The sequence below is a fragment of the Herbaspirillum sp. Her2 genome (genome assembly GCF_057961375.1).
In genome coordinates, this window is sequence record NZ_CM176331.1 from 4,712,871 (window position 1) to 4,739,628 (window position 26,758).

Sequence of the window (26,758 nt, forward strand, 5' to 3'; positions counted from 1 at the left end):
ATCCATGGAATTGCGCAATGCTGCAGTACTGCCCGTCAACGCAAGTTCCATGCCCGTGCTTCCTGAAAAACTAAGGAAAGCCGGGCAGGGATGATTTGCATGGACGTGTGGAATCCTCCGCCACGAACCGGCGGAAAAGGGTGGGTCAACAGGGTCGCACCGTCTTGCGCAGTCGCTGCAATACGGGGCGTGACAAGCCGTAAACGCTGTTGCAGCGCGCTTTTGCGCCGCATGGCGTGAGCCGTCATGGGGCTCCTCCTGCCGCTCCGCAGAGCGTGTCTCCAAATGTGGTTTGCCGTTCTCCCGTGCTGCCGGTGTGTCTCCACCGGTCGGCCACGACGGTCTGGTTTTCTAAGGTTTGCTGCTTTTGGTGCAAGCCCGCATTTGACTTCCTGCGGGCTGGGGATGGCTGATCGTTTCTGCACCTTGCCTGACGTTTTCTGCACCAACACCGTCTGGGCAGGGCGGGACAGGCCCTTCATGATACGCACCCGCCAAAGAAAAACGGCATGAAAAATTCATGCCGTTGATCCTGTTTATTTCATCTGCGGGAACGCGAATTCCGCACCGGCACTGGCCGTATTGGGCCAGCGCTGCATCACCGCCTTGGCCCGGGTGTAGAACCGTACGCCTTCCGGTCCGTACATGTGATGGTCACCGAAGAGACTGCGCTTCCAGCCGCCGAAGCTGCTGAAGGCCATCGGCACCGGCAGCGGCACGTTGACCCCTACCATGCCCACTTCGATCTGGCGCACGAACTCGCGCGCCACGCCGCCGTCACGGGTATAGACCGCCACGCCGTTGCCGTACTCGTGCGCATTGATCAGTTCGACTGCGCTGGCGATGTCCGGGCAGCGCAGCACGCACAGCACCGGTCCGAAGATCTCCTCCTTGTACACCGTCATCTCGGGCGTCACATGATCGAGCAGGGTGCCGCCGACGAAGAAGCCCTTCTCGAAACCCGGGACCTGGTAGCCCCGGCCATCCACTACCAGCGTCGCGCCTTCTTCCACACCACGGCCGATGAGGCCTTCGATGCGTTCCTTGGCAGCGGCTGTTACCACCGGGCCCATCTCGGCACCGGCGGCCATGCCTTCGTTGATCTTCAGGTTGCGTGCGCGCTCGGCCAGTGCGGCCACCAGCTCATCACCGGCGCTGCCCACGGCCACCGCCACCGAGATCGCCATGCAGCGCTCGCCGGCCGAGCCGTAAGCCGCACCCATCAGGGCATCCACGGCCAGCTGCATGTCGGCGTCGGGCATGACCACCATGTGGTTCTTGGCACCGCCCAGGGCCTGCACGCGCTTGCCCTTGGCCGAGCCACGGGCATAGATGTATTCGGCAATCGGGGTCGAACCGACGAAGCTGATGGCCTTGACCTGCGGATGATCGAGCAGGGCATCGACCGTCACCTTGTCGCCCTGGATGACGTTGAAGACGCCATCGGGCAGGCCGGCTTCCTGCAGCAGGTCGGCGATCAGCAGCGCCGCCGACGGGTCGCGCTCGGAGGGCTTCAACACGAAGCAGTTGCCACAGGCAATGGCGATGGGGAACATCCACATCGGCACCATGGCCGGGAAGTTGAACGGCGTGATGCCGGCCACCACGCCCAGCGCCTGGCGCATCGACCAGGCGTCGATGCCACGGGCGATCTGGTCGGTGTATTCCCCCTTGAGCATCTGCGGGATGCCGGCCGCGAACTCGACGATCTCGATGCCGCGCGCCACTTCACCCTGGGCATCCGAGAAGGTCTTGCCGTGCTCGCGCACGATGATGCGGGCGAAGTCGTCGGCGCGCTGCTGGATCAGGTGCAGGAAGCGGAACAGCACGCGGGCGCGGGTCAGCGGCGGGGTGTTGGACCAGGCCGGGAAGGCGGCCACACCGGCCTTCACTGCCGCATCGACCTCGTCGGCCGTGCCCAGCGCAACCTGCGCCACCGGCACGCCCTGCGCCGGGTTGAAGACATCGGCGTAGCGCCCGCTTTGGGTATCGACGCGCTTGCCGCCGATGTAGTGTGCAATCTTTTCCATGAATCTTTCTTGCGTCATTGCTTGGGTGAAGGGGATCAGGCCAGGGTCTTGAGGATGGCCGCCAGCTTGCCGAACAGTTCGTCGATCTGCTGCTTGTTGATGATCAGCGGCGGCGACAGGGCGATGATGTCGCCGGTGACGCGGATCAGGATGCCGTCATTGAAGGCACGCACGAAAGCGTCATAGGCGCGGGCACCGACGCGGCCGGGAATGGAGGACAGTTCGATGCCGGCGATGAGGCCAATGGTGCGTACGTCGATCACGTGCGGCAGGCCGCGCAGGGCATGCGCCGCTTCCTGGAAATAATCCGACACCGCTTGCGCATTTTCCAGCACGCCTTCGGTCTGGAACACTTCCAGCGAAGCCAGGCCGGCGGCGCAGGCCAGCGGGTGGCCGGAGTAGGTGTAGCCGTGGAAGAGCTCGATGCCGTCCGGGCCGTTCATGAAGGCGTCGTGGATTTCCTTCTTGACGAACACCGCGCCCATCGGCACCACGCCGTTGGTGAGGCCCTTGGCGGTGGTGAAGATATCCGGTTCGACATCGAAGTAGTCGGACGCAAAGGGCGTTCCCAGGCGGCCGAAGCCGGTGATGACTTCATCGAAGATCAACAGGATGCCGTGCTTGGTGCAGATCTCGCGCAGGCGCTTCAGGTAGCCCTTGGGCGGGATCAGCACGCCGGTGGAGCCGGCCACCGGTTCCACGATCACGGCGGCGATGTTGGAGGCGTCGTGCAGGGTGACCAGGCGTTCCAGCTCATCGGCCAGGTGCGCGCCGTATTCCGGCTCGCCCTTGGTGAAGGCGTTCTTTTCCAGGTTGTGGGTATGCGGCAGGTGGTCCACGCCCGGCAGCAGTGCGGTGCTGAAGGTCTTGCGGTTGCCGCCGATGCCGCCCACCGACATGCCGCCGAAGCCCACGCCGTGATAGCCGCGCTCGCGGCCGATCAGGCGGGTGCGAGTGGCGTTGCCCTTGGCGCGATGATAGGCCAGGGCGATCTTGAGGGCCGTATCGACCGCTTCCGAGCCGGAGCCGGTATAGAACACGTTGGCGAAGCGGTTGCCGGTATAGGCCTTGAGGCGCTCGGCCAGTTCGAAGGCGCTCGGGTGGCCGAGCTGGAAGGAGGGCGCGTAGTCCAGCGTGGCCACGGACTTCTGCACGGCCGACACGATCTTGGGATGGGCGTGGCCCAGCGGCACGCACCACAGGCCCGCAGTGCCGTCCAGGATGCTGTTGCCGGCATCGTCGCGGTAGTGCATGCCTTCGGCGGACACCAGCATGCGCGGCGCGGCCTTGAAGTTGCGGTTGGCAGTGAAGGGCATCCAGTAGGCCGACAGGCTGGAGGGATGCGTTTGGTCTTGGCTGGACATGGCAGGCACCGTGAAAAAGGGAAATGTCTGGAAAAAATCGGGAGTGCTTGATTATTGCCAGACAGCGCCCGTATTGTTAGCTACACTTTTGATTTTCACTGGAAACTGTATTGGTCTATGGGGCAAACTGTATTGCTCCGTCCGGTGAGAAGCGTGTGCTTCGCTCACGCTGGCTGGTTCTTGAATATCCCTGTATCCATACGGGATGCGGCTTGATTCGGGTAGTTCGGTCGCAGCATGACAGTGACCAATACAGTTCAGGATTTATGCTTACACTTTGGTGGACGGGAGCAATGCACTCGCCGGTCCGCCCGATACACTCTGAGAAAGGACGCCATGGCCAAGCCCGCCAGCGCGCCGCTGCAACTGGATTTGAAACGCAAGACAGCCGCCCGCCTGGTGGAGCAGGTGACCGATGGCCTGGCTGGCCTGATCGAGTGCGGCGAATTGCGCTCCGGCGAGCGCCTGCCTTCGGTGCGCCAGTTCGCGCAGCATCACGACATCGGCTCTTCCACCGTGGTGGAGGCCTATGAGCAGCTGGTGGCGCGCGGCATGCTGCAGGCCCGGCGCGGGGCGGGTTTCTTCGTGGCCGCGCGGCCCGGGCAATCCGGGGCGCGTGCGGTGTTCGTGCCGCCCGAGCCAGTGATCGACTCGGCCTGGCTGCTCTCGGAAATGTTTGCCGATGAGCGCGTGCCCATCAAGGCCGGCTGCGGCTGGCTGCCCGGCAAGTGGCTCAACGACGAAGGCCTGCACCAGGCCGAGCGCCGCATCATCCGCTCGCCCGGTGCGCAGCAGGTCGGCTATGGCCATCCCTATGGCTACGCGCCGCTGCGCCAGCTCATCACGCAGTTTCTTGGCCACTGGGCGCTGGAGCTGGGCATCGAGCAGGTGCTGACCACGCATGGCGCCACGCAGGCGCTGGATTTGATCATTCGCACCATGACCCAGCCGGGCGATACGGTGATGATCGATGATCCCGGCTACTGCAACCTGATTGCGATGCTGCGCCTGGCGGGCTTGAACGTAATCGGCGTGCCGCGTACGCCTGGCGGGGTGGACACGGACATGCTGGAGACGCTGGCGCGCCAGCATCATCCCAAGATGTTCTTCACCACCAGCGTGCTGCAGAACCCGACCGGCACGTCCTACACGCCGGCCTGCGCCATGCGCGTGCTGCAGACGGCCGAGCGCTATGGTTTCTGGGTGGTGGAGGACGACATCTTCCGTGAACTGGGGCAGGCCACCGATCCCATGCTGGCTGCGCTGGATGGACTGCAGCGGGTGATCTACGTGGGCAGTTATTCCAAGACCATCGCCCCTTCGCTGCGTGTGGGCTACATCGCCTGCCAGCGTGAACTGGCGCGGCAGATCGTGCATACCAAGATGGTCCTGACGCTGACCAATTCGGAGATCAACGAGCGGCTGGTGCACAACGTGCTCACCGAAGGCCATCACCGGCGCCATGTGCAGACGCTCAATGCGACGCTGCTCAATGCCCAGTCCACCTTGAATGCCAAGCTCACCGAGGTGGGCCTGACGCCCTTCACGGCAGCGCGCGGTGGCATGTTCAGCTGGGCCACCATCGAGGGCTGCGAACTGTCAGCGCGCGAGATCGCGGACCGGGCGCGGCAGAAGGGCATCTGGCTGGCACCGGGGGATTTCTTTCACCTGTCGGCACCGCACAAGACCAGCTTCCGCTTCAATGTGGGGTATGCGGATGTGCCGGAGTTGTTTGATTTCTTGCGGGGCTTGTAGGCTGCGCTAGGTGGAATGGGTACGCGGCCGCAGCACCCACCCCGTGGCCCCCACGATCAGCAGGCCGCCCATCCAGCCCTGCAGGGACATCTGTTCCTGCATCCACACCACCGCGATGAGCGCCCCCCACAGCGGCTCGCTGCCCATCAGCAGGGCCACCCGTGACGCACTGGTGCGTGCGGCCGCATGGTTCTGTACGAAGAAGGCCACGATGGTACACAGCAAGACCAGGAACGCCATCGCCCACCAGAAGGAGGCGCTGGCCGGAAGGGGCATCCAGCGCTGACCCGGCAGCACCGCCATGAGTACCAGCGATCCCGCCGTCATGACACCCATCTGCACCGCCGTCAGCGTGAGTGCCGGCAAGCCGAACCGCAGGCCTTGGCGGCGTGTCAGGCACACCATCACACCACGCAGGAGCGCGGCCACTACCATCAGTGCGTCGCCCCAGCTCAGGTGCGAGAGCGTGATGCCATCCTGGAATGCCAGCAAGGCAGCGCCCACAAACGACAATGCGCACGCAATCAGCGCCGAACGCTCGGGCCGCTGGCCCAGCAGCAGCCACTCGCACCATGGTGTGAAGACGACGCACAGGCTGATCAGGAAGGCGGCATTGGAGGCCGTCGTCAACGAGACGCCGACAGTCTCGCAGATGAAGATGGCCAGCAGGACCATACCCAACACGAGCGCCCCCGCCAGCGATCTCTTCCACGCGGGAACGGAAGTGATGCTGCGCAAGGCAGGTGCCAGCAGGAGAAACGTCAGGCCAAACCGCAGCACCAGGAACTGCAGTACCGGCAACTGCTCCGTGGCGGTTTTTGCGGCGCTGTAGCTTCCGCCCCAGATCACGGCGACCAGCAGCAGCGCCCATTCAACAGGATTGAGTCGCAGCAGGGTTGCCGGCCGGGTGGGAGCGTGCAGCAGGGAGGTCTTGTTCATGAGGTCTCATCGTGGCGTTGGGCGGAGCTGGTGTATTGTCTTGGGACCGATGAGACCTGACTAGCCAGGAACGAAGAACAGGAGTTGTGCCGCATGAGAACAAATGAGTTGGCCGAGGTACTGCATGAGCTGGTCACGTTCGTGCAAGTGGTGGACGCCGGCAGTTTTTCGGCAGCGGCCCGTCTGCAGGGCATGACGCCCTCGGCCGTGAGCCGCCAGGTGGCCCGTCTGGAAAAGATGATGGGCGTGGCGCTGTTCCAGCGCACCACCCGCCAGTTGCGCCTGACCGAAGCCGGACTGGACGTGCTGGAGCACGGACGCAAGATGCTGGCCGCCGCACGCGCCACCATGCTGGCGGCCGAAGGCCATGCCGGCACGCCCAGGGGGCTGGTCAGGATGAGCGCCCCCAAGGCCGTCTCCCGCCATCTGCTGCAGCCGGTGCTGCTGCAATTCCTGGCCCGCTATCCGGACGTGGATGTGCATCTGATGGTGGTGGACCGGCTGGTCGATCCGCTGCGTGAAGGTGTCGACCTGGTCATCCGCCTGACCGATACGCCGCCGCCAGGCATGGTGGCGCGGCCATTGCTGCCGGTCAGCCAGTGCCTGCTGGCGAGCCCGGATTATCTTGCAAGCCATGGCGCGATCCATCACCCGGAAGACCTGATGAGCCATAGTTGCCTCACGCTGGGGGAGGAGGAACGCGATAATCGCTGGCGTTTCCTTTCCGGCACCCAGGCGGCAGAGATCATCGTGACTGGACGATGTGCGGTCAATCACAGCGAAATGCGGCTGGCGGCCATTGAAGCGGGCCTGGGCGTGGGGTGCGTGCCGGATTTCGTGGCCAGGGAGTCCCTGGCGGCCGGGCGTGTCGTCCGCCTTTTGCCGGCGTGGACTGTCGATAGCAACTATCAGGGCTTGGCCTATTTGCTCTTTCCGGCGTCGCGCCATATCGCGCCCAAGATGCGGGTGCTCATCGATTATTTGGTGGAGGCGTTGCAGGCGCGCGCCACGGATCAGGAGACGGCTTGAATGGACACCGCGATCATGCTCCGGACATCTCGCCTGACTCTGAGTTCACCGTCGCATCAGGATGCGCCGGAATTGCTGGCCTACTATGTGCGCAACAGACTCCACCTGAAACCGTGGGAGCCGGAAAGATCCGGCAGCTTCTTTACCCTGGACAGCATGGAAAAACGTATCCACGACATGGCCTGCGCAATGGACGCCGGACAGGCATTGCACCTGGTCCTGCTCGACAACGCGACCGGTGCCATGGTGGGCGAGTGCGGATTCACCAATATCGTCCGCGGCCCGTTCCAGGCCTGCCATCTCGGCTTTTCGCTCGATCACGCAGCGCAAGGCCGGGGCCTGATGCAGGAAGCCCTGTCGCAGGCCATCGGCCATGTCTTTTCGCAGCTTGGCCTGCATCGCATCATGGCCAACACGCGCACCGAGAACAGGCGCAGTCAGGCCCTGCTGCAGCGCCTGGGATTCCAGCAGGAAGGGCGTGCGCGTGACTATCTGAAGATTGATGGCCAATGGCGGGATCATGTCCTGCATTCTCTGATCAATCCGGCGGACCGGCGGCACTTCAATCCCGATCATTACCTGCAGACCGAGGCCGGGCGCCATTTCACGATGGAACGCAATGCCGCTGCCTGGGAGCGCCTGTACAGCGAGCTGGCAGAGTCGCTCAAGGCAGCACCCCGCGAGCTCGTCATGGTGATGGGCGTTCAGGGCTCGGGAAAATCAACGTGGGTCGGCAGACGGCTCGCATCGCCGCAGCAGTGCATTCATGTCGACGCCACGTTTGCTACCGCGCAGCGCCGTGCGCGCGTGATCGGTGTGGCGCAGGAGGCCGGCGTACCTGTCTCGGCGGTATGGGTACGCGTCAGCCTGGCTACTGCGCTGGCCCGCAACGCGAATCGCCCCAAGGACGAAGTGATACCGGAGGACGCGATTGCCAACGTCTTCCATCTTTTCGAGCCGCCGTTGCTGGCGGAAGGGTTTGCTGCGATACAGATTTTGGATGAAGCATTCAATCTTGTGCAGGAGGTGCGGGCCACAGCTGAAGAGGACGCTGTCTTTCGTCTTCAAGCCCCGGACCTGCGCGGCCTGCGGCGCGAGCGCGTGCGCATCGTGCGTTGGCTTCAGCAATGTCTCCCCGATGCCGAGGTGCGCGAAGTCGGTAGCACGGCGGTGCCAGGCGTGATTGGAAAGCAGGATCTGGATTTTGCCGTCAAGGTGACGGCGGACAAGTTCGAGGAGGCGAGGACCACGCTCGACAAGCATTTCGCCCGCAATCCCGATCAGCTATCTGACGACTGTATCCAGGGATACAAAGTGGCGTCTTCCGTGGATCTTGCGCTGCAACTGATCGTCCGCGACAGCGCTTACGACATGTTCGATGCCTTCCTCTGTCTGCTCAGGCAAGATGCGGCGCTCAGAGCTGATTACAATCAGCTCAAGAGGCAATGGGATGGACAACCCATGCAGGCTTATCGGCAGGCCAAAGCAGCCTTCATTGCCCGGGCACTCTCCCTGTCCTGATGCTGATTCATCACTACTGCAGGCGCAGTGAGAGATGTTTTGGAAGCCGGTGCTTACCTTGCCGGTGATTTTCGATAAGATGACGGCCATCCATTTTCGCTGACCCAGCCCCATGCCAACGCTGAATGAAGGAGCCAAAGAGGCTCGCCGAACGATCAAGCAGTTTCAGCACTATCTCAATTCGCCACGCCTTGTGCCCGATCAGTGCTACCGCATGTCCAGCGCGACGTACCCGCTGGTGTGCCACGTGAATCAGGTCACGGCGCTCTACCTGAGCAAGAATTACTGCGTCATTCCTTTATTCCTGCAGCGGGCGTACGAGCAACTCGGCAGGAGCACACCGGAGCGAGTCAGCGAACCTTATCGCGGGCTGGTGCATGATTATCTTGCGCATGTGGCGCAGTTCATCCTTGCTTACGATTGTCTGGCCGCTGATGAAAGGCACTTGGTGGAATTCATTCCCAAGCCATTGCTGGCTGCCGTACCGGGCCCCTTGCCCGAAGACCTGATGGTTCCAGGGGAGTTTTGACATCACATTTCCGGCCGTTGCCAAGGATTTTCACCATGACGTTTTCTGCACCAAGCCCCATCCGCGCCGTCGTCTTCGATTTCGGCGGCGTGCTCTTCGACTGGAACCCGCAGCACCTGTATCAGCAGCTGATCGCCGACGAGCAGCAGCGCAACCATTTCCTCACGCACATCTGTTCGCCCGACTGGAACGTACAGCAGGACGGCGGCCGCACGCTGGCGGACGGGACGGCGGATCTGGTCCGGCAGCATCCCGAATACGAAGCACTGATCCGTGCCTTCTACGGTCGCTGGACCGAGATGCTGCGCGGCCCGTTGCCGGAGGGCGTAGCGCTCTTGCGCGAACTGCATGCGCAGCAGGTGCCGGTATTCGGCCTCACCAACTGGTCGTCGGAAACCTATCCGCATGCGCGCGACCACCACGATTTCATGCAGCTGTTCTGCGATATCGTGGTCTCCGGTGAGGAACGCTGCATCAAGCCTGAGCCGCGCATCTACCAGATAGCATTGGAGCGCTATGCACGTCACCTACCGGGCCTCAAGCCCGAAGAGCTGGTCTTCATCGATGATGTGAAAAAGAATATCGATGGGTGCCGGGCGCTGGGATGGCAGGGCATTCATCACGTGGATGTGACTGCTACACGGGCTGCATTGCGTGCGCTTGGCGTACCGTGCGAGGCCTGATCCGCGGTTCAGGAAAACCGATGTCTCACCGTCGCCTCCTTAATGTTCCTCGTCATCGTCAACAAGAACTGGCCGCCCGGTTTGCGTGGTTGCCGCGGGTTCACGAAAACGAGAAAGACCCGCAAGTCCAGGTGATCTCGGTATCAGTCTTCGACCATTGGCTCTCGCCAGAAGAAGCTTGCCAGTTGCTGGAGGCGGTCCCTCCCGACGAGCGCAAGCGCAGGGATGCGCTCATGGAAAGCTTCTGCAAGAGGATGATCGCCGAGACGGAGGTGCTGTCGTACGCGTTGCGGGGACGGAAAAAGGACAGGCTCGTTTTTCGCACCTTCAACTCAAGCGATGCGCTGACGAACTACTGCAGGCCGAACGGGGCCAAGTCGTTGAGACATAGGGAATGGCATGTCGTATTGCCGGAGCTGGCGTGCGCATTCCTCGAAAGCGGGGATGACACCTGCCACTTCTTTTTCGTGTCGCCGGGCATAGAGGAGAGGGCGATACATTGGGCCGCGCAGAGCAAGGTTCACATCTTGCGCCATACTGCCGAGGCAGTGATGCCGCCCATCTGAGTCCGGCGGAGGCGCGCTGCAAGAACGCTTCCGCCAGATCGATTTGTTTTCGCAGGTGCGGTGTCGGGGCCATCAGGCAATCGCAAACACTTCCACCACACCACTGAGCCGCCGCGCCTGCGCCTGCAGTGCCTGCGACGCTGCTGCGGCCTGTTCCACCAGCGCCGCATTCTGTTGCGTGACCTGATCCATTTGCGAGATCGCATGGTTGATCTCGTGGATCCCCTTGCTCTGCTCGGCGCTGGAATCGCTGATGGCCCCGATCACCGACACCACCCGGTCGACGCTGGAGACAACATTGCTCATGCTCTCTCCCGCCCGGTTGACCAGCGCACTGCCGCTGGCGACCTTGTCCACCGAGTCGTCGATGAGCGTCTTGATCTCCTTGGCTGCCGACGAACTGCGTTGCGCGAGGCTGCGCACTTCCGACGCCACCACCGCGAAGCCACGACCTTGCTCGCCCGCGCGCGCGGCTTCCACGGCTGCATTCAGGGCAAGGATGTTGGTCTGGAAGGAAATGCCGTCGATGACGCTGATGATGTCCACGATCTTTTTGGACGAGTCCTCGATGGCCGCCATCGTCATCACCACATCCTTGACCAGCTGTCCGCTCTCGGCGGCCACCACCGAGGCTTCGGTGGCAAGCCGGTTGGCTTCGCCGGCGCTGTCGGCGTTCTGTTGCACCGTCGCCGTCAGCTGTTCCATCGCCGAGGCCGTCTCTTCCAGCGAGCTGGCTTGCTCTTCGGTGCGCGAGGAAAGGTCGAGATTGCCCGCAGCGATCTGGCTGCTGGCCGTTGCAATGGCATCCGTGCCGGAGCGGACTTCCCGCACGATCTCGCGCAAGCCGGCGTTCATGCTCTTCATCGACATCATCAGGCTGTTGGGAAGACGGCTGTCGGCATCCACCTCGCTGCGCAGGTCGCCTTGCGCGATCCGTGCCGCCAGCGCAGCGGCCACCGCCGGTTCTCCACCCAGCTGGCGCAGTACGCTTCTGGTGATGAGCACGGCAGCCACGATGCCGCTTGCCAGGGCCAGTACACCAAGTGCGATCAACAGCCTGCGCGCGGCCGCATAGACGGCCAGCGCCTCGTTTTTGGCATCGTCGTTGAGCTTGTCTTCGAATGCTGACAGCTCGGCCAGCGCCTTGCGGCGTTCCGCTTGCATCTTGCCCAGCGGACCGTCCAGGATAGGCTTGAGTTCTTCACTCTTTTGCGCCTTGGCCAACTCGATCAGGCCCGAGACGACGGGCAGAATTTCCTTGCTCATCTTCTGGATCGCCACGAGGGAATTCTTTTCGGTCTCGGTGGTTTCTTGCAATTCCGTAAAGAGCTTGGCCAGTGCCGCTTCCGCTTGCGCATAGATGGTGATCTGCCGTTGCAGATTGTCGGCGTTGAGTTTCATGTCTTCCGGGGTCGTCGCCAGTCCGATCCCGCGCGAGGCCAGCGACTGCTCATAGGCCGCTGCACGCATGGTCGAGAGATGCAGGATCTCCACATTGTTGACTTCGGTGATGGACAGCAGTTGCTGGTTCACATCATCCAGTTTTTTCAGCGAGATGCCGACAATCAGAAGCATGAGCACGAGCACGCCACCAAAGCCGAACTTGAGGCGCGAAGAAACCGTCAGACGGGTGAAATCCATACACACTCCAGTGAACACTTGCAGTTATTCGTAGTACGTTCCCGACGCCACCCCATGCAGGCAAGGGTGGACGATGTGGCGTTCTGATGCCACAGGCAACGTCGGGAAGTGCGGATCTTGATTCAGTGGAGTTGGGCGATTCCTGTGGGAACGCCGCCCGCCGTGAACTAAGGATGAAGACAAGGGATGCTGTTCTTTTCCCGGCGGGCCGGCCGCCTTCCCCGGGAAAACCGCACACTGTAGAGCAAACGCGCTTGTTTGATTAGCACCGAAAACTTAACGGCAGTCTTCAGAAAAACCGCCCAATGGACGGGCTGCGTCAAGCAGGGAAGTGTGCCAGGACAAGATTGGACGGGGGCAGAAGAAGGATGCGATTGCGCCCTGACACGGCGGATCGGCAACCAGAGGAGGGGGGCGAGGAGAGACAGAAGGTGCCTGCCGCGCAGGCTTGCGTGCGGCAGGTTTTGTCGGAGGACTGGACGAACGCCGGGTCAGTCGCAGCGGCCGGTCTGCAGATCACATTGCGCCAGCCCGTTGTCGGCTGCCGCAACGGCCGCGCCCGACGAGGCCGTTTCTTCACGCAGATAACTCGCCCACTCTTCCGGCTGCCCCAGCCAGCGCCCGGTATCAAGCACTTCCAGGGTATCGCCCCGCTGCAGCACGAAGGTCGGGAAGCCGCGGCCGCCTACATAGTTGAGCAGTTCACGGCTGGCCTCGATGTGATTGGCCAGCTCTTCCTGTTCGATCCGCTGCATTTCGCCAGTGAAGGCAGCGGGCTCGATGCCCAGCGTCTGCGCCAGTTCGACCAGCGTGGCCACTTCGGAGATGCGCCGCCCTTGCTGGTAATGCGCACGCTGGATCGCTGCCAGCATGTCCAGTCCTGCGGCCTCGCCCTTGAGCGCCTGTACCGCCAGCACGGCCGCAATCGGCGGGGCCGAGTCGAAGACCGCTTCGGTATCGCGCAGCAAACCGTTGAAGTAAGGCTCGCCAAACGCCTGTCCGGTCATCTGCGCGATGCGCTGATCGTGCGGCATCACGTAATCGCGCAGTTGCGCATCCACGCGTCGACGGTTGCGGCCGGCCATCATGCCGCCGCCGTGCGCCTGCACCGGCAGCACTGCGCGGGCCGCCGCCACCAGCGGCGCGGCACCGTAGCACCAGCCGCACAGCGGATCGTGGATGTAGTGAAGCACGGTCTCGTGCGGGGCAGCGGGGGTGGTCATGATGCAATTTCCTCTTGAATGAATCGGCACAGGGCCTGACGTTTTCTGCACCGTCAGGCCCGTCAAGCTTAGTGGATCAGTAGCCTACCGTGAAACGGGCACGCACGTGCTTCGGTTGTTCCAGCTCGTCCAGCAGGGCCACGGCGTAGTCCTCGTAGGAGATCCAGCTCTTGCCATCGGCACCGACCAGCAGTGCATCCTGGCCCAGGCGGAACTGGCCGGTGCGCTCGCCGGCGATGAACAGCGCCGAGGGCGAAAGGAAGGTCCACTCCAGCTCGGTCTCTTCACGCAGGGCATTGAGGAAGTCACGGCCACCGGATGCCTCGGGCATGTATTCGGCGGGGAATTCCGGGGTATCGATGAGCGCCTTGCCCGGTGCGATTTCCAGGCTGCCGGCACCGCCGACCACGGCCAGACGTTTGACGCCGGCTGCCTTCAGGGCCGGCAGGAGGTCGTCCGCACCGAAGGCAGTAAAGCGGCCACTGGAGACGACCACGTCCGCGCCCTTGATGGCGGTGGCCAGCGCAGCTGCGTCCTTGACGTCAGCCGAGACGGCAGTCACGCCGGTACGCTGGGCGATCTTGCCGGCGTCGCGGGCAATGGCGATGAGGTTGTGGCCGCGGCGCAGGGCTTCGTCCACGATGCGGGTGCCGACGTTGCCGGAGGCGCCGATGAGTGCGATTTTCATGGTGTTTCCTTTCTGGTGGAGAGGGAGGACAAACAGCTTCGGATCAATGCAGTTCAGATCAGGGCCACTTCATTTCGCCCTTGATGACCTTGGCGGACAGCTCCAGCGAGCCGGTATCGCCCAGGTCAGGATAACGCTGCTTCATGGCGGCGATCAGGACATTGCCATCGGCGGCCTTGGCGGCTTCCTGGTCGAAGGCCTTCAGGTAGTCGCTGGTGAAACGCACCGAGGCGATATCCAGCGGCGCACCGGCGGCATAGTGGCCGGGCACGACGACGGCCGGCTTGAGCTTCTCGATGCGCCCCAGCGTGCCGAGCCAGTCCAGGCGCGACTTCATGCTTTGCGTATCGGCCACCCATACGTGGATGTTGCCGGCCACCACCACGCCGCCAACCACGGCCTTGAGCGAGGGAATCCAGACGAAGCTGCGATCTGGCTGCGGGCCGTCCAGGCCGACGATTTCCAGCTTGCGGCCTTCCAGCATCAGCGTCTTGCCCTTGAGCACTTCCGGCGTGATGGTGGCGCGGGGCGCGTTGTCACCCAGCTTGGGGCCCCAGTAGGCCAGCTTGCCGGCAGCCGTTTCCTTGATGTGTTCCACGGTCGGCGCGGAGGCCACGATCTTGGCGTCCGGGTAGGCGGAGTGCAGGGTTTCCAGGCCGAAGTAGTAATCCGGGTCGCCGTGGCTGATGTAGATGGTGGTCAGCTTCTTGCCACTGGCGCGGATCTTGTCCACGACCTGCTGCGCTTCGCGCTGGCCGAATTGCGCATCGACCAGGATCGCTTCGCGCTCACCCGTGACCAGCACCGAGCTGACCGGGAAGATGGCTTGCTTGCCGGGATTGTAGATGTCGAGCTTGAGCGGTGCGGCAGCCTGGACGGCCGCGCCCGAGAAGGCCAGCAGGCCGGTGACAGCGATGGCCAGCAGGGGACGCAGCAGGCGACGGGTGGAAAACATGGCGACTCCGGAAAGAGGTGGATGGGTGTCAGGAGCCGCCATCATAGGATCGCTTTTGATTTCGAAAAACAGCATAATCGATCACAGTTTGTTTCTGAAATCGTTCAAATGAAAAAGGGGCCCCGATGGATCGCCTGATGGCCATGCAGGTTTTCGTGACGGTGGTGGATGGCGGCAGCCTGTCGGCGGCGGCCGAGCAGCTGGACTTGTCGCGGCCGGTGGTGTCGCGCTACGTGGCCGAGCTGGAAGACTGGGTTGGTGCGCGCCTGCTGCATCGGACCACGCGGCGGCTCTCGCTCACGCCCGCCGGCAATGAATTGCTGCCGCGCTGCCGCCAGATGCTGGAGTATTCCGAGGACATGCGCCATGTTCTCGATACGCCCGATGAAACGCCGCGCGGGCTCCTGCGCATTACGACCAGTACCTCCTTTGCGCAGACCCAGCTGATCCAGGCCGTGGTCGAGTATGGCCGCCGCTATCCGGGGGTGGCGGTGGACCTGCTGGCGCTGGACCGCACCGTGAACCTGGTGGAAGAACGCATCGACCTGGCTATCCGCATGACCAACCGGCTGGAGCCCAACCTGATTGCGCGTCCGCTGGGGGTCTGCCACTCGGTGATCTGCGCCACGCCGGATTACCTTGCGCGCCATGGCATGCCGCGCAAGGTGGAAGACCTGGCCTTGCACAATTGCCTGACGCATTCCTATGTGGGGCGCAGCCTGTGGCAGTTCGATCCGAAAAAGAAAAAAGCCCGGGCGGGCAAGGGCGCTGCCGCCGCGAAGATGAAGACGCAGACGCAAAGCGTGGCGGTGGGCGGCACGATCAGCGCCAATGAGGTGACGGTGTTGCTGCAGGCGGTGCTGGCCGGTGTGGGCATCGGCCACATGCCGGCCTATACGGTGGCGCCGCTGGTAGCCAGCGGCCAGCTGGTGCAATTGCTGCCCGATTACGAGCCTTTGCAGCTGGGCATCTATGGCGTCTATGCCTCGCGCAAGCACATGCCGGCGACCTTGCGCACGATGCTCGATTTCCTGGCGCAGCGTTTTGCGGGCCTGCCGTTCTGATCAAGGGTGATCAGGGCGTGATGCTCAGCAGCTTGTGCACCAGTTCGGAGGAGGTGGAAGCGGCGAACTTGCGCATCAGGCGGGCGCGATGCATTTCCACCGTGCGCGGGCTCAGTTCGACCTGGCGGGCGATGAGCTTGCTGGTCTTGCCTTCCACCAGCAGTGCGGCGATCTCGCGTTCGCGCGGGGTCAGGCCGGGCGCGATGGGACGTTTTGCACTGACATCCTCAAAGGTCCAGATACCGGCCGCGTGCGGGTTGTCGCGGTTGAGCGCATGGCCGGTGACGTGGCACCAGAACATTTCATCGTTGGAGCGCTTCATGATGCGCTCGTCCGAATAAAAACCTTTTTCGTTGAGGATGGGCACCAGGCGCAGGCCGGTGCGTTCGAATTCGTCGGCGGTGGGGTAGATCTCCTGGAAGGAAGTCTGGCGCAGCGCATCGACCTCATAGCCGAACATGTCGGCCATGGCCAGGTTGGCCTGCTGGATCACGCGATTGTGCGAGACGCACATGCCGATGGGCGCGTGCATGAAAACCTGTTCGAAATCGATGGGGAGTGGCTGGGTCATGAGTTGCTGCAATGGTTGGCTGGTCCCTCGCAACTGGCGGGACCGTCTGTCTGACGGTACCATGCTGCATTGCGCCAGGTATTTTTACCGTATTGTATGGCCTATTTCAGCTGCCCTATGATAATTGGCGCTATTTGGAGCCGAACGGGGCCCGGCGACGTCTGCGGACGTTGCGCAAGAGAAGCCCCTGCGCCCATCCCTGTTGAAGCCGGCATGTCCGCCGGCCCGCTTGCAACCCTGCTCGCAAGACAAGAGCCGAAAGGAGACTCGTGAACAAAGTGTATCCAGACGCGGCCACCGCGTTGAAAGACATCGTCAAGGACGGTCAGACCATTGCGGTCGGCGGCTTTGGCCTGTGTGGCATCCCCGAGGCGTTGATCGCCGCCCTGCGTGATTCGGGCGTGCAGAACCTGACCGCCATTTCCAACAACGCCGGCGTCGATGGTTTCGGCCTGGGTCAGTTGCTGACCACCCGCCAGATCAAGAAGATGATCGCCTCCTACGTGGGCGAGAACAAGGAGTTCGAGCGCCAGTACCTGGCCGGCGAACTGGAACTGGAGTTCACCCCGCAAGGGACCCTGGCCGAAAAGCTGCGCGCCGGTGGCGCCGGCATCCCCGCGTTCTTCACCAAGACCGGTGTGGGCACGCTGGTGGCCGAAGGCAAGGAAGTGCGCGAGTTCGACGGCGAGCGCTACGTGATGGAACGCTCGCTGGTGGCCGACGTGTCGCTGGTGAAGGCACACAAGGCCGACAAGGCCGGCAACCTGGTCTTCAACAAGACCGCGCGCAACTTCAACCCCAACGTCGCCATGGCCGGCAAGGTCACCGTGGTGGAAGTGGAAGAACTGGTGGAAGTGGGCCAGCTCGATCCGGACCAGATCCACACCCCCGGCATCTTCGTGCATCGCATCGTGGTCAATGCCACGCCCGAGAAGCGCATCGAACAACGCACCGTGCGCGCATAAGGAGACACAGAAAATGGCATGGACCAGAGATGAAATGGCTGCGCGCGCAGCCAAGGAACTGCAGGACGGCTTCTACGTGAACCTGGGTATCGGCTTGCCGACCCTGGTAGCCAACCACGTTCCGAACGATATCGAAGTGTGGCTGCAATCCGAGAACGGCTTGCTGGGCATCGGCCCCTTCCCCACCGAAGACCAGGTCGACCCTGACCTGATCAACGCCGGCAAGCAGACCGTGACGACCATTCCCGGTTCGTCCTTCTTCAGCTCGGCGGACTCCTTCGGCATGATCCGCGGCGGCAAGATCAACATCGCCATCCTGGGGGCGATGCAGGTCTCGGCCAAGGGTGACCTGGCCAACTGGATGATCCCCGGCAAGATGGTCAAGGGCATGGGCGGCGCGATGGACCTGGTGGCCGGCGTGGGCCGCGTGGTGGTGCTGATGGAGCACGTGGCCAAGGCCAAGGATGGCAGCACCTCCAAGAAGATCCTGAACGACTGCAACCTGCCGCTGACCGGCGTGGGCGTGGTCAACCGCATCATCACCGACCTGGGCGTGATCGACGTGACCCCGGGCGGCCTGAAGCTGATCGAACTGGCTTCCGGCGTGACCAAGGAAGAAGTGATCGAGAAGACCGAAGCGCCGCTGGATGTGAGCGAGGTCTGATCGTTTGAAAGACTGGAGGCGGCAGTCACTGCCGTGTTGGATGAGCGAAGGGCACCATGCATGTGGTGCCCTTCGTCATTTTCAGCGCCGGAATGCAGGACGACCGGAGTCCATCATCCACATTCATCGGTTTTTGCTGGATGAAGCGGGTAGAGCAGCCGGGGACAGCAGCATGGCTGGCTATACTTTTTGACTCCTGTTTCTCCTCGTCAATCTGCCTGCTCTTCCATGCCGAAAGCGCCGAGTCCCCGCATACTTCTGCTCGATACCAATTGCTTCCTTCGTCTCTATTGCTCGCCGGTCCTTCCGCTGTTGGGACAGGTGGTAGGCGGCTATCGGCTGCTGACACTGGCGTCTCTCATTGATGAATTCAAGGCCAATTCCCGGCTCGGCCAGATCTTCTCGCAGGTCGGTATTCCCCCGCGCTCGGTGGACCTGGAGCAGGGTGCGTTGCGCCTGACACAGCCCAAGAAGCGTCTGGTCGAAGCGCAGCGCGGACCGCTTGCGGTCTACGCGAGGCTGTTCGTCCAGCATCGCAACACGCGCGGCGCCAGGCTGACGCCGCTGTCGTGCGAGGATACAGAGCTGCTGGCCACAGGCATCGTGCTGCGCGGCGTGATCGCAACTGACGAGAAAGCGCTGACAGAATTGATCAGAGACCTCATGGCGGCGGGTGAGGAAGCACCCCAGGCCTGTATTGATTCCCTGACCCTTCTGCATTTGCTGGAGCAGCACGGGCGTTTGAGTTCGCAACAGCGTCGCGACACAGTCTCGACCTGGGTGCGCATGGAAACCTTGCTTCCAGCTGGCTGGCGCAGGCGATATCTGGAGCTGTTCGGCGAATCAGCCGAGGCACTATGACGCAAGCATGCCGCTTGCCGGGGAGAGGGCAAACGAGATTTCTACCGCGTGGCCGATATCGACATTGAGTGCGCTGGCCACGAAGGCTGGCGAGCCGCCGCCTTGCCGGCGTTGCCAGCACGCCAGCGCCTCGAATACAGGGGTACGGAAGAAGTCAGCGGCGGTGCGGATATAGTGCTCCGCTGGCAACTGTTCAGCGCCGAACAGCGCTGCGCTGACGGAGAGCGTTTCCTGTCTTCCCTCTCCATGCACATCGCAGCCTCGCTGCTTGCGCTTGAGCCCGCTGACCTTGCGGCCTTGGTGCGCCAGCCAGAGATCGACCCGGGCCACGATGGTGGACATCGGTACCTCGTATTTGCCTGCATACCAGGCCAGCAGACGCAAGGCCTCATCGCCCGAGACCTTGCCCAATTCCGCTGCGGCCCGTGCAGCCGCAGCGGGAGGAAACAGCAGCGCTTGGGCGAAGCGTTCCGCGAAGAGTTCACCCTCATCGGCAGCCAGCCGGTGCAGGGTGTAGCAGTGCCCCAACTCATGGGCAAGCCAGGCATTGAAGGTGCCGATACACGCATGCAGATTGACGAAGACCCAGGTGGTCTTGCTGCGCGGCAGGTAGATGCTCAAAGCATTTTCATGTCCGTGCCGTTGCCGGTTCCAGTAAACCGGCACCATGATGGCTCCGAAACCTTGCAACAGGGCTAGCAGCTCCTGGCGCTGTACTGGCGCATCATCGGCCAGTCCCAGCCGGTCCCGTACCTGGCGGGTGGCTTCCAGCAGATAAGCTTCTTCCAGCGAGGGAGATTCCAGAACCGCCGGGGAAAACAGCCGGGGGTGCGGCAAGTGCGGCAGCAATTCCTGCAGATGTTCTGCCGCCGTAACCGCAGCTTCCCTGGCAGCATCACTGGCGCGCTGGCCACCCGTGGTACGAAAGGCGATGACGGGTTCATCATCGGGGGCCATCAGTTGCGTCACTTCGATATGAAGAATCTCCGCCAGCCGCAGCAATTTGCGTGGCCGGGGCAGAGATTGCCCGGAAAGCCAGTTCGACACGGCTTCCTTGCTGACTTCGCAGGCAGTGGCCAACGCGGTTCTGGTCAGGCCGCGTTGTTGCATCGATTGCAGGATCAAGGGGATATTGAGCATGGTGGACTGATGGTAGGCAGACCATCGCACCGCGTCAAGTTATGTCAAGTTGCATGCAAGCCGCGGCTTGCAAGATGGTGCGCAATATCGTCACATGACGAGCTCGCCACCCCTGCCTCACTCCACCCCGGTGACCCTCACCGCATTTCTCCCATCCCGCTTGGCTCGGTACAGGGCGGCATCCGCGGCATTGAGCACGTCCTCCACGCGGCGGTGGTGGCCGCGCTGCAGGGTGGCCACGCCCACGCTGATGGTGACCACGCGCAGGGGACTGGTGGCATGCACGATCAGCCGGCTGTAGACCGCATCGCACAGGCGCTGGGCCATCAGGAGCGCGCCCTGTTCCTCGGTCAGCTCCAGCAGCACCACGAATTCCTCGCCGCCGTAACGGCCGGCGCAGTCAGTATTGCGCGGCAGGTTTTCGTTGATGGCCTGCGCCACTTCGCGCAGCACCTCATCACCCAGCTTGTGGCCATAGCTGTCGTTGTAGAGCTTGAAGTAGTCCACATCGATGAACAGCACCGAGAAGGTGGAATTGCGATTGCGCCGGCAGCGCTCCCAGGTGGCCTGCAAGGCGTCGTCCAGTGCGCGCCGGTTGAGCAGGCCGGTCAGGCCGTCGGTGAGGGCCAGTTCTTCCAGCCGCCGTTCGATGCTCACGCGGCGGCGCAGCTCGTGGCGTACGTGCGAAAGCAGATAGGCCAGCAGCAGCGTGAAGATGAACAGCGAGAGGATCACCGCATAGAGCGTCTTGCGCCAGCTCTTGAAAATCGCCTCCTGCGAATAGCCGACAAAGACGATCAGCGGCGAGTCGGGAATGCGCCGAAAGGTATAGAGCCGCTCTACGCCATCACTGTTGGCGCGCGCGAAGAAACTGCCTTCCTCATGCTGGAGAGAACTCTTGATGCGCTGAAAATTGGCACTGCCACTGAGATCGCGGCCGATGACGTCGTCCCGATACGGCACCCGCATGTAGGCCACGCCATCATCCGAATACAGCGAGATGACGCCATCGGCACCCAGCGACAGTCCCTCGAACAGATCGCGGAAATAGGCCAGGTCCAGTGCCATGACGACGACTCCGCCAAAGCTGCCATCGTCATTGAACAGCCGCTTGGACAGCACCACCACCTGCAGCTCATTGCCCAGGCTGGCCTGGATCGGCCGCGAGACGTACAGGCCGACATTGTCCGCATCGCGGTGCGCGGTGAAATAGGCACGGTCGCCATAGTTGGGAGCGGGTTCGCCCGGGCGGCGGCGCGAACTGGCCAGCACCTCGCCCTTGGGGCCGATCACGGCCATCACCGCGATATGGCTGACGCTGGCGGCGCTGCCGAACAGATAGGCATAGCGCTGCGCCTCTTCCAGCCGGCGTGCGCCCAGCGGATGCTGGTAGCGGTAGGCCAGCGTATCCAGCGACAGCGACAGCACCTCCAGGTTGCGCGAAATGGCGCGCTGGGAGATCAGCGTCACGTTGCCGGCGTTGGCCACCGCCGAAAGACGAGTCTGGCGATAGCTCTGATAAAGCGTACTGGCGCACATGGCCACCACCATCAGCATGGCGATACCCAATACCACGACCAGGTATTTCTTCAACTGCTTGATTTTTGTTCCCCCACGAATCCCCAGGCGCAATTAACGCATAAAGCAAAAAGCGCTTCCATCTTGATCGCCGGCAACGTGATTGTCTTGCAACAAAAGATGAACCGCCGCGCAGCCCTGCCGGTCTGATCGCAGAATGCGTGGCCCGCTTCGTGTTCAAATGCGAGCGTCGTCAACCGAATCTGTGCCGCACCGGAGGCTCCCTGAACATCAAGAACACCATCAAGCGCGACCTCGTCATCCTGTGGGCCTTCATCGCCCTGATCGCTCTCATTCTCGCCTTCCTGCTGCTGCAGCTGAGCCGCCAGGGCGCGTCTTCGCAGATCAGCCAGGCCACCGGCCAGGCCGCCGTCAGCTGCGCCACCATGAGCGCGGGCCTGGCCCATGCGCTCTCTTCCGGCAGCGGCGCGTCCCGCACGGCGGCCGATGGCGATGGCCTGCCCGGCAGCTCCATCATGCAGGCGGTGATCGACTTGTCCCTGCGCGATCAGGCCGGGGTGGAGGGCGGTTTCTGGCATCCCCAGCGCGACGTCGTGGCCTATGCCTTCCCGACCTATGACGGCAGCGGAATCAAACGTGATCCGCCGGGTGCGGAAATGGAACGCATCGTCTCGACTGCGCAGCGCGCCCTCGATGGCGGCACGACCGTCACCGACGTGCGGCCCGGCTTGCGCGAGGCGGTGGTGTTCGCCGCCTGCCCGGTGCCGCTGGGCAAGGTGGCGCTGGCGGCGTGGACCCTCAAGCGCGTGCCGGTGATGAGCGCCAGCGTGCTCAATCAGTTGCTGGTGGCCAGCGCCTTGCTGCTGGCCTTCGTCATCATCAGCGGGGTGTGGCTGGGGGCCACGCTCACGCGCTGGCGCAGCCAGTCCGAACGCTTGGCCAGCCAGCTGGCCCACGCCGAACGGCTGGCCACGCTGGGCCGGGTGGCGGCCGGCATGGCCCATGAAATCCGCAATCCCATCGGGGCCATGCGCATGAAAGCCGAGAATGCCCTGGCCGCCCCCGCCCAGGTGCGCGAGACGCGCGTGACCGGCGCGCTCGAAATGGTGGTCAGCCAGACCGAGCGGCTCGATACGCTGGTGGCCAGCCTGCTGGCACTGGCGCAACCGTTCCAGGTGCAGCGCCAGGCCGTCGATCTGGCCAGCTGGATCGAGGCCCGCTGCCAGGCCCACGCCGAACTGGCCGAGCGCCAGCAGGTGCGCTTGGCCTCGGCCATCGATGCCGCCAGCTTTGGCGGCAGTCTTGTCACCAGCGCACTGGACCCGGTGCAGATGGCGCGCGCGGTGGACAACCTGCTGCTCAACGCCCTGGCGCATTGCACCGCAGGCGGCGACATCGGATTGGGTGCGCGCTTGCGCGAGGACGGGCGACTGCTGCTGTGGGTGGCCGATGATGGTCCGGGCGTGCCGGCGGAATTGCGTGATAGTCTGTTCGACCCCTTCGTCAGCCAGCGTACTGGCGGCACCGGCCTGGGCCTGGTGCTGGTGCGCGAGATCGTGCATGCGCATGGCGGCGTCATCCACCTGGCCGCGAGCGAACGCGGTGCCCGTTTTGAAATGGAGTTGCCATGGCGCGCATCCTGATCGTCGATGACGATGCTGCCTTTCGCGGCAGCCTGGCCGAGACCGTCGGCGACCTCGGCCACGAAGTCCTTGAAGCCGGCAGTACGGCTGCCGGCCTGACCCTGCTGGCCGCGCATGCGGTCGATGCCGCCATCGTCGATCTGCGCATGCCCGAGGAAGACGGCCTGGTCTTCCTGCAGCGCGCCCCGGCCATCGCCGCCATCCCCTGCATCATGCTGACCGCCTACGCCAGCGGCGACAACACCATCGAAGCCATCCGCCTGGGGGCCTTCGATCACCTGACCAAGCCGGTGCCGCGCGCGGCCCTGGTGGAAACGCTGGAGCGCGCACTGCGCCAGAGCCCGGCCGCAACCGAAGACGCCAGCGTCACGCAGAGCGCAACCGGTGACGAGCGCAATGCCCTGGTCGGCGACAGCGAAGCCATGCGCCAGGTCTTCAAGCAGATCGGGCGCGCTGCCACCAGCGACGCCACCGTGCTGATCCTGGGCGAGACCGGCACCGGCAAGGAGCTGGTGGCGCGTGCCCTGCATCGCAATGGCTTGCGTGCCGCACGTCCCTTCGTGGCCATCAATTGCGCGGCCATTCCGGCGGAGCTGATCGAGAGCGAACTGTTCGGCCACGTCAAGGGCGCGTTCAGCGGGGCCACCGCCGCGCGTCTGGGACGTTTCCAGGAGGCCCATGGCGGGACGCTGTTCCTGGATGAGATCGGCGACATGGCCCTGCCGACCCAGGCCAAGATCCTGCGTGTCCTGCAGGAACGCGAACTGACGCCGGTCGGCGGCCAGCAGGCGGTCAAGGTGGACGTGCGGGTGATCGCCGCCACGCACCGCGACCTGCCGCAGGAAATCAGCGAGGGACGTTTCCGCGAAGATCTGTGGTATCGCCTGCAGGTCTTGCCGATCAAGGTGCCGCCGCTGCGCGAGCGTCCCGGCGATATCCTCGCCATTGCCGAACACTTCCTGCGCCAGCAGGGCGGCGATGCCCCCAAGCGCATCAGTCCTGCCGCCGCGCGTCGCCTGTTGCAGCACGCCTGGCCGGGCAATGTGCGCGAGTTGCGCAACACCATGGAACGCGCGGCGGTGATGAGCCATGGTGCCTGCATCGAACCGGAAGACATCGCCCTGGCCGACCGCAGCGTCACGGAAAATGCCAGCGACGTCGCCATCGATTGGGACGGTGAGCTGGCCGTGGCCATAGCGCAGGTCGAACGCGTGATGCTGCAGCGCGCGCTGGCAGCGGCCAACGGCAATCGTGCCGAAGCCGCCCGCCGGCTGGGCATCTCGCGTCAGCAGTTGTATCGCAAGCTGGAAGAGCAGGGCGGCGCAGTCGCTTAGGTCCGGTGCAGGCGCTGCTCCAGCAGCAGGCCCGCCAGTGCGCAGGTGCCGGCGGTGAGTTTCATGATTTTCCTTCACCAGGTCAGTTGGGACAGGCCGCACACACCCGCCCGCAGGGGGCCGTGGCGGCAAGCTTCATATCAGGGCAAAAAAGGCAGGAACCGGGGGCCTTGCGGGCTGCTCAGTGGAGATCGCTACCGGCATAGCGCGGTGCCGGGGTATTGGCAGAGAGCTGGGTCGCCATCTGCTGGCGCGCGCTGTCGAAACGGGTCCAGGCCGTTTCGTCATGCAGCGAGGGGATGGTGACCAGCTCGCCGCGCTGGAAGCCGACCAGCGCCGCATCCACCATCTGCTCGGCCGACATCACGATGGCCGGGTCCAGGTGTTCCACCGGCAGGCCGCCGATGGCCCAGAACTCGGTGGCGGTGGCACCCGGCAGCACGGCCTGGACCTGCACGCCCTGGGTAGCCAGTTCATGATGCAGTGATTGCGAGAAGGCCAGCACGAAGGCCTTGCTGCCGCCATAGACGCCATTGAGCACTTCCGGCGCCACGGCCACGATGGAGGAGATGTTGATCACCGCGCCCCGGCCACGGGCCACGAAACCGGGCACGGCGGCATAGGTCAGGCGGGTCGGTGCGGTGACGTTGAGCGCGATCATGTCGGTCATGTGCTCGACCTTGCTTTGCAGCAGCGGCGTGTGGGTACCGATGCCGGCGTTGTTGACCAGCAGGGTGATGCTGGCATCGCTGCGCAGTTTTTCTTCCACCTGAGCCAGCGATGCAGCCTGGCCAAGATCGGCTTCCAGCACTTCGACGTTACGGGCGGTTTCGGTGGTGATGCGCGCGGCCAGGGTATTGAGGCGGTCGCGGCTGCGGGCCACCAGGATCAGGTCGTAGCCCAGGCGGGCCAGACGGTCGGCGTAGATGGCACCGATGCCGGATGAGGCACCGGTGACGAGGGCGGTACCACGACGGACTTGGGTGTGCGGCTGGTTCATGCTGTTCTCCTTCGGTGTGGGTTGTCGATGGAGTGCATCTTAGGCCGCTTGCGGACTTCCTGAATGACGTATATGGTAGTGTTTTGAGACATCATCACGGAGTCCGGACATGCACCACATCGGCTACCTGCTCACCGAAGGTTTCCAGGTCATGGGCCTGGCCACCCAGTCGGTCTTTGAATATGCCAACAAGGTCGTGGGCCACGACTTCTACCGCATGCACAACTATTCGGTCGCGGGTGGCGAGATCACGTCATCCCTGGGCATGCGCGTGAGCACCACCAGGGCGGCTGCCACAGCCACCATCGATACCTGGGTGGTGTGCGGGGTGGGCAATCCGCTTGAGTCGCCGGCGAGCCAGGAGGAGCGCGCCTTCCTGCAACGGGCGGCAAAGAAGGCCAGGCGCATCGCCGGCATCTGTACCGGCGGTTTCGTACTGGCCGAGTCGGGGCTGCTGGCACGCCGCCGCGCAACCACGCACTGGGCGTTTGCTGCGGCGATGCGTGCGCGCTTTCCCGACATCCAGATCGAAGACGATCGCATCTACATCGTCGATGGCCCGCTGTGGACCTCGGCCGACATGACTGCCGGGCTGGACCTGGCGCTGGCCATGGTCGGCAAGGACCTGGGCGAGGAAGTGGCGCGCAGCGTGGCGCACAAGCTGGTAATGCACCAGCATCGCGCCGGTGGCCAGTCGCAGCATTCGGAAATGCTGGCGCTGGCCCCCAAGACGGATCGCATCCAGGATGCGCTGAACTATGCGCGCCGCCATCTCAAGCGCGCGCTGACGGTGGAAGAACTGGCCGAGCAGGCCAACCTGAGTGCGCGCCAGTTCACCCGCGTATTCACGGCGGAGACCGGGCAATCCCCGGCCAAGGCCATCGAGGGCCTGCGGCTGGAAGCGGCGCGCCTGATGATCGAGCAAAGCCGCCATCCGCTGGAAGTGGTGGCGCGCGAGACCGGTTTCCGGGATCGCCGCCACATGCGCGAAGTCTTCCTGCGCGGCTTTGGGGTGGCACCGCAATCGATGCGGCGCGAAGTGCGCGCTTGATAT

General features: G+C 63.5%; 24 protein-coding genes. 13 read left to right on the forward strand and 11 right to left on the reverse strand.

What is annotated here, in order from left to right; translation table 11 throughout:
* Nucleotides 1-536: 536 nt before the first annotated feature.
* Together ACWHXP_RS21400 and aptA are read right to left on the reverse strand one after the other, a co-directional pair.
* On the reverse strand, nucleotides 537-2,030 hold the full coding sequence (locus ACWHXP_RS21400; protein WP_121041228.1) for a CoA-acylating methylmalonate-semialdehyde dehydrogenase: 1,494 nt from the start codon (nucleotides 2,028-2,030) through the stop codon (nucleotides 537-539).
* A 35-nt stretch (nucleotides 2,031-2,065) separates the two neighbouring features.
* Nucleotides 2,066-3,394, reverse strand: coding sequence for an omega-aminotransferase AptA (aptA, locus tag ACWHXP_RS21405; RefSeq protein WP_204726776.1), 1,329 nt, complete (start codon nucleotides 3,392-3,394; stop codon nucleotides 2,066-2,068).
* Nucleotides 3,395-3,730: 336 nt separating this feature from the next.
* Between aptA and ACWHXP_RS21410 the strand changes: the two genes are divergently transcribed.
* The gene (locus ACWHXP_RS21410; protein ID WP_489635103.1) at nucleotides 3,731-5,149 is read left to right on the forward strand and encodes an aminotransferase-like domain-containing protein; all 1,419 of its coding nucleotides are present in this window, start codon (nucleotides 3,731-3,733) and stop codon (nucleotides 5,147-5,149) included.
* 6 nt (nucleotides 5,150-5,155) lie between these two features.
* Here ACWHXP_RS21410 and ACWHXP_RS21415 read toward each other — a convergent pair whose 3' ends face one another.
* Nucleotides 5,156-6,088: a DMT family transporter gene (locus tag ACWHXP_RS21415; RefSeq protein ID WP_489635102.1), complete on the reverse strand. Its 933-nt coding sequence runs from the start codon at nucleotides 6,086-6,088 to the stop codon at nucleotides 5,156-5,158.
* Between the two features lie 93 nt (nucleotides 6,089-6,181).
* On the opposite strand from ACWHXP_RS21415, the gene ACWHXP_RS21420 reads away from it, so the two are divergent.
* The 5 genes from ACWHXP_RS21420 to ACWHXP_RS21440 all read left to right on the forward strand — a co-directional run bounded on the left by ACWHXP_RS21420 (nucleotide 6,182) and on the right by ACWHXP_RS21440 (nucleotide 10,416).
* A complete protein-coding gene (locus ACWHXP_RS21420) occupies nucleotides 6,182-7,117 on the forward strand; it encodes a LysR family transcriptional regulator (protein WP_489635101.1) in 936 nt (311 codons plus the stop codon).
* Nucleotides 7,118-8,638, forward strand: a complete 1,521-nt coding sequence (locus tag ACWHXP_RS21425) for a GNAT family N-acetyltransferase (RefSeq protein WP_489635100.1) — start codon at nucleotides 7,118-7,120, stop codon at nucleotides 8,636-8,638.
* A gap of 112 nt (nucleotides 8,639-8,750) precedes the next feature.
* On the forward strand, nucleotides 8,751-9,167 hold the full coding sequence (locus ACWHXP_RS21430) for a hypothetical protein (RefSeq protein WP_134040184.1): 417 nt from the start codon (nucleotides 8,751-8,753) through the stop codon (nucleotides 9,165-9,167).
* A 35-nt stretch (nucleotides 9,168-9,202) separates the two neighbouring features.
* Nucleotides 9,203-9,850, forward strand: a complete 648-nt coding sequence (locus ACWHXP_RS21435) for an HAD family hydrolase (RefSeq protein ID WP_489635099.1) — start codon at nucleotides 9,203-9,205, stop codon at nucleotides 9,848-9,850.
* Nucleotides 9,851-9,870: 20 nt separating this feature from the next.
* The gene (locus tag ACWHXP_RS21440) at nucleotides 9,871-10,416 is read left to right on the forward strand and encodes a hypothetical protein (protein WP_489635098.1); all 546 of its coding nucleotides are present in this window, start codon (nucleotides 9,871-9,873) and stop codon (nucleotides 10,414-10,416) included.
* 72 nt (nucleotides 10,417-10,488) lie between these two features.
* On the opposite strand, the gene ACWHXP_RS21445 is transcribed toward ACWHXP_RS21440, so the two are convergent.
* From ACWHXP_RS21445 to ACWHXP_RS21460, 4 genes are all read right to left on the reverse strand, one after another.
* Nucleotides 10,489-12,057, reverse strand: coding sequence for a methyl-accepting chemotaxis protein (locus tag ACWHXP_RS21445; protein WP_034340624.1), 1,569 nt, complete (start codon nucleotides 12,055-12,057; stop codon nucleotides 10,489-10,491).
* Between the two features lie 491 nt (nucleotides 12,058-12,548).
* Complete coding sequence (locus ACWHXP_RS21450; RefSeq protein WP_489635097.1) at nucleotides 12,549-13,280, reverse strand: DsbA family protein; 732 nt, start codon at nucleotides 13,278-13,280, stop codon at nucleotides 12,549-12,551.
* 76 nt (nucleotides 13,281-13,356) lie between these two features.
* On the reverse strand, nucleotides 13,357-13,968 hold the full coding sequence (locus ACWHXP_RS21455; protein WP_039783000.1) for an NAD(P)-dependent oxidoreductase: 612 nt from the start codon (nucleotides 13,966-13,968) through the stop codon (nucleotides 13,357-13,359).
* 58 nt (nucleotides 13,969-14,026) lie between these two features.
* Nucleotides 14,027-14,923 carry an MBL fold metallo-hydrolase gene (locus tag ACWHXP_RS21460; protein ID WP_489635096.1) on the reverse strand — a complete coding sequence of 299 codons (897 nt, stop codon included), beginning with the start codon at nucleotides 14,921-14,923 and terminating at the stop codon, nucleotides 14,027-14,029.
* A 125-nt stretch (nucleotides 14,924-15,048) separates the two neighbouring features.
* Between ACWHXP_RS21460 and ACWHXP_RS21465 the strand changes: the two genes are divergently transcribed.
* On the forward strand, nucleotides 15,049-15,987 hold the full coding sequence (locus tag ACWHXP_RS21465) for a LysR family transcriptional regulator (RefSeq protein WP_039783005.1): 939 nt from the start codon (nucleotides 15,049-15,051) through the stop codon (nucleotides 15,985-15,987).
* A 10-nt stretch (nucleotides 15,988-15,997) separates the two neighbouring features.
* Here ACWHXP_RS21465 and ACWHXP_RS21470 read toward each other — a convergent pair whose 3' ends face one another.
* On the reverse strand, nucleotides 15,998-16,558 hold the full coding sequence (locus ACWHXP_RS21470; protein ID WP_034340603.1) for a PAS and helix-turn-helix domain-containing protein: 561 nt from the start codon (nucleotides 16,556-16,558) through the stop codon (nucleotides 15,998-16,000).
* Between the two features lie 269 nt (nucleotides 16,559-16,827).
* Between ACWHXP_RS21470 and ACWHXP_RS21475 the strand changes: the two genes are divergently transcribed.
* The 3 genes from ACWHXP_RS21475 (at nucleotide 16,828) to ACWHXP_RS21485 (ending at nucleotide 19,048) form a co-directional block, all read left to right on the forward strand.
* Entirely contained in the window at nucleotides 16,828-17,523 is a 696-nt protein-coding gene (locus ACWHXP_RS21475) for a CoA transferase subunit A (protein ID WP_013236556.1), read from the forward strand.
* A gap of 13 nt (nucleotides 17,524-17,536) precedes the next feature.
* On the forward strand, nucleotides 17,537-18,187 hold the full coding sequence (locus ACWHXP_RS21480; RefSeq protein WP_034340601.1) for a 3-oxoacid CoA-transferase subunit B: 651 nt from the start codon (nucleotides 17,537-17,539) through the stop codon (nucleotides 18,185-18,187).
* A gap of 228 nt (nucleotides 18,188-18,415) precedes the next feature.
* Entirely contained in the window at nucleotides 18,416-19,048 is a 633-nt protein-coding gene (locus tag ACWHXP_RS21485; RefSeq protein WP_288069904.1) for a hypothetical protein, read from the forward strand.
* Here the strand turns inward: ACWHXP_RS21485 and ACWHXP_RS21490 are convergent.
* Together ACWHXP_RS21490 and ACWHXP_RS21495 are read right to left on the reverse strand one after the other, a co-directional pair.
* Nucleotides 19,043-20,188, reverse strand: coding sequence for a helix-turn-helix domain-containing protein (locus tag ACWHXP_RS21490; RefSeq protein ID WP_489624162.1), 1,146 nt, complete (start codon nucleotides 20,186-20,188; stop codon nucleotides 19,043-19,045). The genes ACWHXP_RS21485 and ACWHXP_RS21490 overlap by 6 nt on opposite strands.
* A gap of 117 nt (nucleotides 20,189-20,305) precedes the next feature.
* Nucleotides 20,306-21,820: a sensor domain-containing diguanylate cyclase gene (locus ACWHXP_RS21495; protein ID WP_489635095.1), complete on the reverse strand. Its 1,515-nt coding sequence runs from the start codon at nucleotides 21,818-21,820 to the stop codon at nucleotides 20,306-20,308.
* A gap of 107 nt (nucleotides 21,821-21,927) precedes the next feature.
* Here ACWHXP_RS21495 and ACWHXP_RS21500 point away from each other — a divergent pair, with 107 nt between their 5' ends.
* Both ACWHXP_RS21500 and ACWHXP_RS21505 read left to right on the forward strand, forming a co-directional pair.
* On the forward strand, nucleotides 21,928-23,370 hold the full coding sequence (locus ACWHXP_RS21500) for a sensor histidine kinase (protein WP_489635094.1): 1,443 nt from the start codon (nucleotides 21,928-21,930) through the stop codon (nucleotides 23,368-23,370).
* On the forward strand, nucleotides 23,355-24,704 hold the full coding sequence (locus ACWHXP_RS21505; RefSeq protein WP_121041207.1) for a sigma-54-dependent transcriptional regulator: 1,350 nt from the start codon (nucleotides 23,355-23,357) through the stop codon (nucleotides 24,702-24,704). Before ACWHXP_RS21500 ends, ACWHXP_RS21505 begins: the two co-directional genes overlap by 16 nt.
* Before the next feature lie 181 nt (nucleotides 24,705-24,885).
* On the opposite strand, the gene ACWHXP_RS21510 is transcribed toward ACWHXP_RS21505, so the two are convergent.
* Nucleotides 24,886-25,704: an SDR family NAD(P)-dependent oxidoreductase gene (locus ACWHXP_RS21510; RefSeq protein ID WP_489635093.1), complete on the reverse strand. Its 819-nt coding sequence runs from the start codon at nucleotides 25,702-25,704 to the stop codon at nucleotides 24,886-24,888.
* A 109-nt stretch (nucleotides 25,705-25,813) separates the two neighbouring features.
* Between ACWHXP_RS21510 and ACWHXP_RS21515 the strand changes: the two genes are divergently transcribed.
* On the forward strand, nucleotides 25,814-26,755 hold the full coding sequence (locus ACWHXP_RS21515) for a GlxA family transcriptional regulator (RefSeq protein ID WP_489635092.1): 942 nt from the start codon (nucleotides 25,814-25,816) through the stop codon (nucleotides 26,753-26,755).
* Nucleotides 26,756-26,758: the final 3 nt, after the last annotated feature.

Excerpts from the sequence above, each read along its gene's own strand:
- ACWHXP_RS21415 (WP_489635102.1), bottom strand. The coding sequence starts at position 6,088 with ATGAACAAGACCTCCCTGCTGCACGCTCCCACCCGGCCGGCAACCCTG.
- ACWHXP_RS21435 (WP_489635099.1), top strand. The coding sequence starts at position 9,203 with ATGACGTTTTCTGCACCAAGCCCCATCCGCGCCGTCGTCTTCGATTTC.
- ACWHXP_RS21515 (WP_489635092.1), top strand. The coding sequence starts at position 25,814 with ATGCACCACATCGGCTACCTGCTCACCGAAGGTTTCCAGGTCATGGGC.
- ACWHXP_RS21410 (WP_489635103.1), top strand. The coding sequence starts at position 3,731 with ATGGCCAAGCCCGCCAGCGCGCCGCTGCAACTGGATTTGAAACGCAAG.
- ACWHXP_RS21465 (WP_039783005.1), top strand. The coding sequence starts at position 15,049 with ATGGATCGCCTGATGGCCATGCAGGTTTTCGTGACGGTGGTGGATGGC.
- ACWHXP_RS21450 (WP_489635097.1), bottom strand. The coding sequence starts at position 13,280 with ATGACCACCCCCGCTGCCCCGCACGAGACCGTGCTTCACTACATCCAC.
- aptA (WP_204726776.1), bottom strand. The coding sequence starts at position 3,394 with ATGTCCAGCCAAGACCAAACGCATCCCTCCAGCCTGTCGGCCTACTGG.
- ACWHXP_RS21445 (WP_034340624.1), bottom strand. The coding sequence starts at position 12,057 with ATGGATTTCACCCGTCTGACGGTTTCTTCGCGCCTCAAGTTCGGCTTT.
- ACWHXP_RS21490 (WP_489624162.1), bottom strand. The coding sequence starts at position 20,188 with ATGCTCAATATCCCCTTGATCCTGCAATCGATGCAACAACGCGGCCTG.
- ACWHXP_RS21505 (WP_121041207.1), top strand. The coding sequence starts at position 23,355 with ATGGCGCGCATCCTGATCGTCGATGACGATGCTGCCTTTCGCGGCAGC.
- ACWHXP_RS21430 (WP_134040184.1), top strand. The coding sequence starts at position 8,751 with ATGCCAACGCTGAATGAAGGAGCCAAAGAGGCTCGCCGAACGATCAAG.
- ACWHXP_RS21440 (WP_489635098.1), top strand. The coding sequence starts at position 9,871 with ATGTCTCACCGTCGCCTCCTTAATGTTCCTCGTCATCGTCAACAAGAA.
- ACWHXP_RS21460 (WP_489635096.1), bottom strand. The coding sequence starts at position 14,923 with ATGTTTTCCACCCGTCGCCTGCTGCGTCCCCTGCTGGCCATCGCTGTC.
- ACWHXP_RS21455 (WP_039783000.1), bottom strand. The coding sequence starts at position 13,968 with ATGAAAATCGCACTCATCGGCGCCTCCGGCAACGTCGGCACCCGCATC.
- ACWHXP_RS21485 (WP_288069904.1), top strand. The coding sequence starts at position 18,416 with ATGCCGAAAGCGCCGAGTCCCCGCATACTTCTGCTCGATACCAATTGC.
- ACWHXP_RS21510 (WP_489635093.1), bottom strand. The coding sequence starts at position 25,704 with ATGAACCAGCCGCACACCCAAGTCCGTCGTGGTACCGCCCTCGTCACC.
- ACWHXP_RS21400 (WP_121041228.1), bottom strand. The coding sequence starts at position 2,030 with ATGGAAAAGATTGCACACTACATCGGCGGCAAGCGCGTCGATACCCAA.
- ACWHXP_RS21420 (WP_489635101.1), top strand. The coding sequence starts at position 6,182 with ATGAGAACAAATGAGTTGGCCGAGGTACTGCATGAGCTGGTCACGTTC.
- ACWHXP_RS21480 (WP_034340601.1), top strand. The coding sequence starts at position 17,537 with ATGGCATGGACCAGAGATGAAATGGCTGCGCGCGCAGCCAAGGAACTG.
- ACWHXP_RS21425 (WP_489635100.1), top strand. The coding sequence starts at position 7,118 with ATGGACACCGCGATCATGCTCCGGACATCTCGCCTGACTCTGAGTTCA.
- ACWHXP_RS21470 (WP_034340603.1), bottom strand. The coding sequence starts at position 16,558 with ATGACCCAGCCACTCCCCATCGATTTCGAACAGGTTTTCATGCACGCG.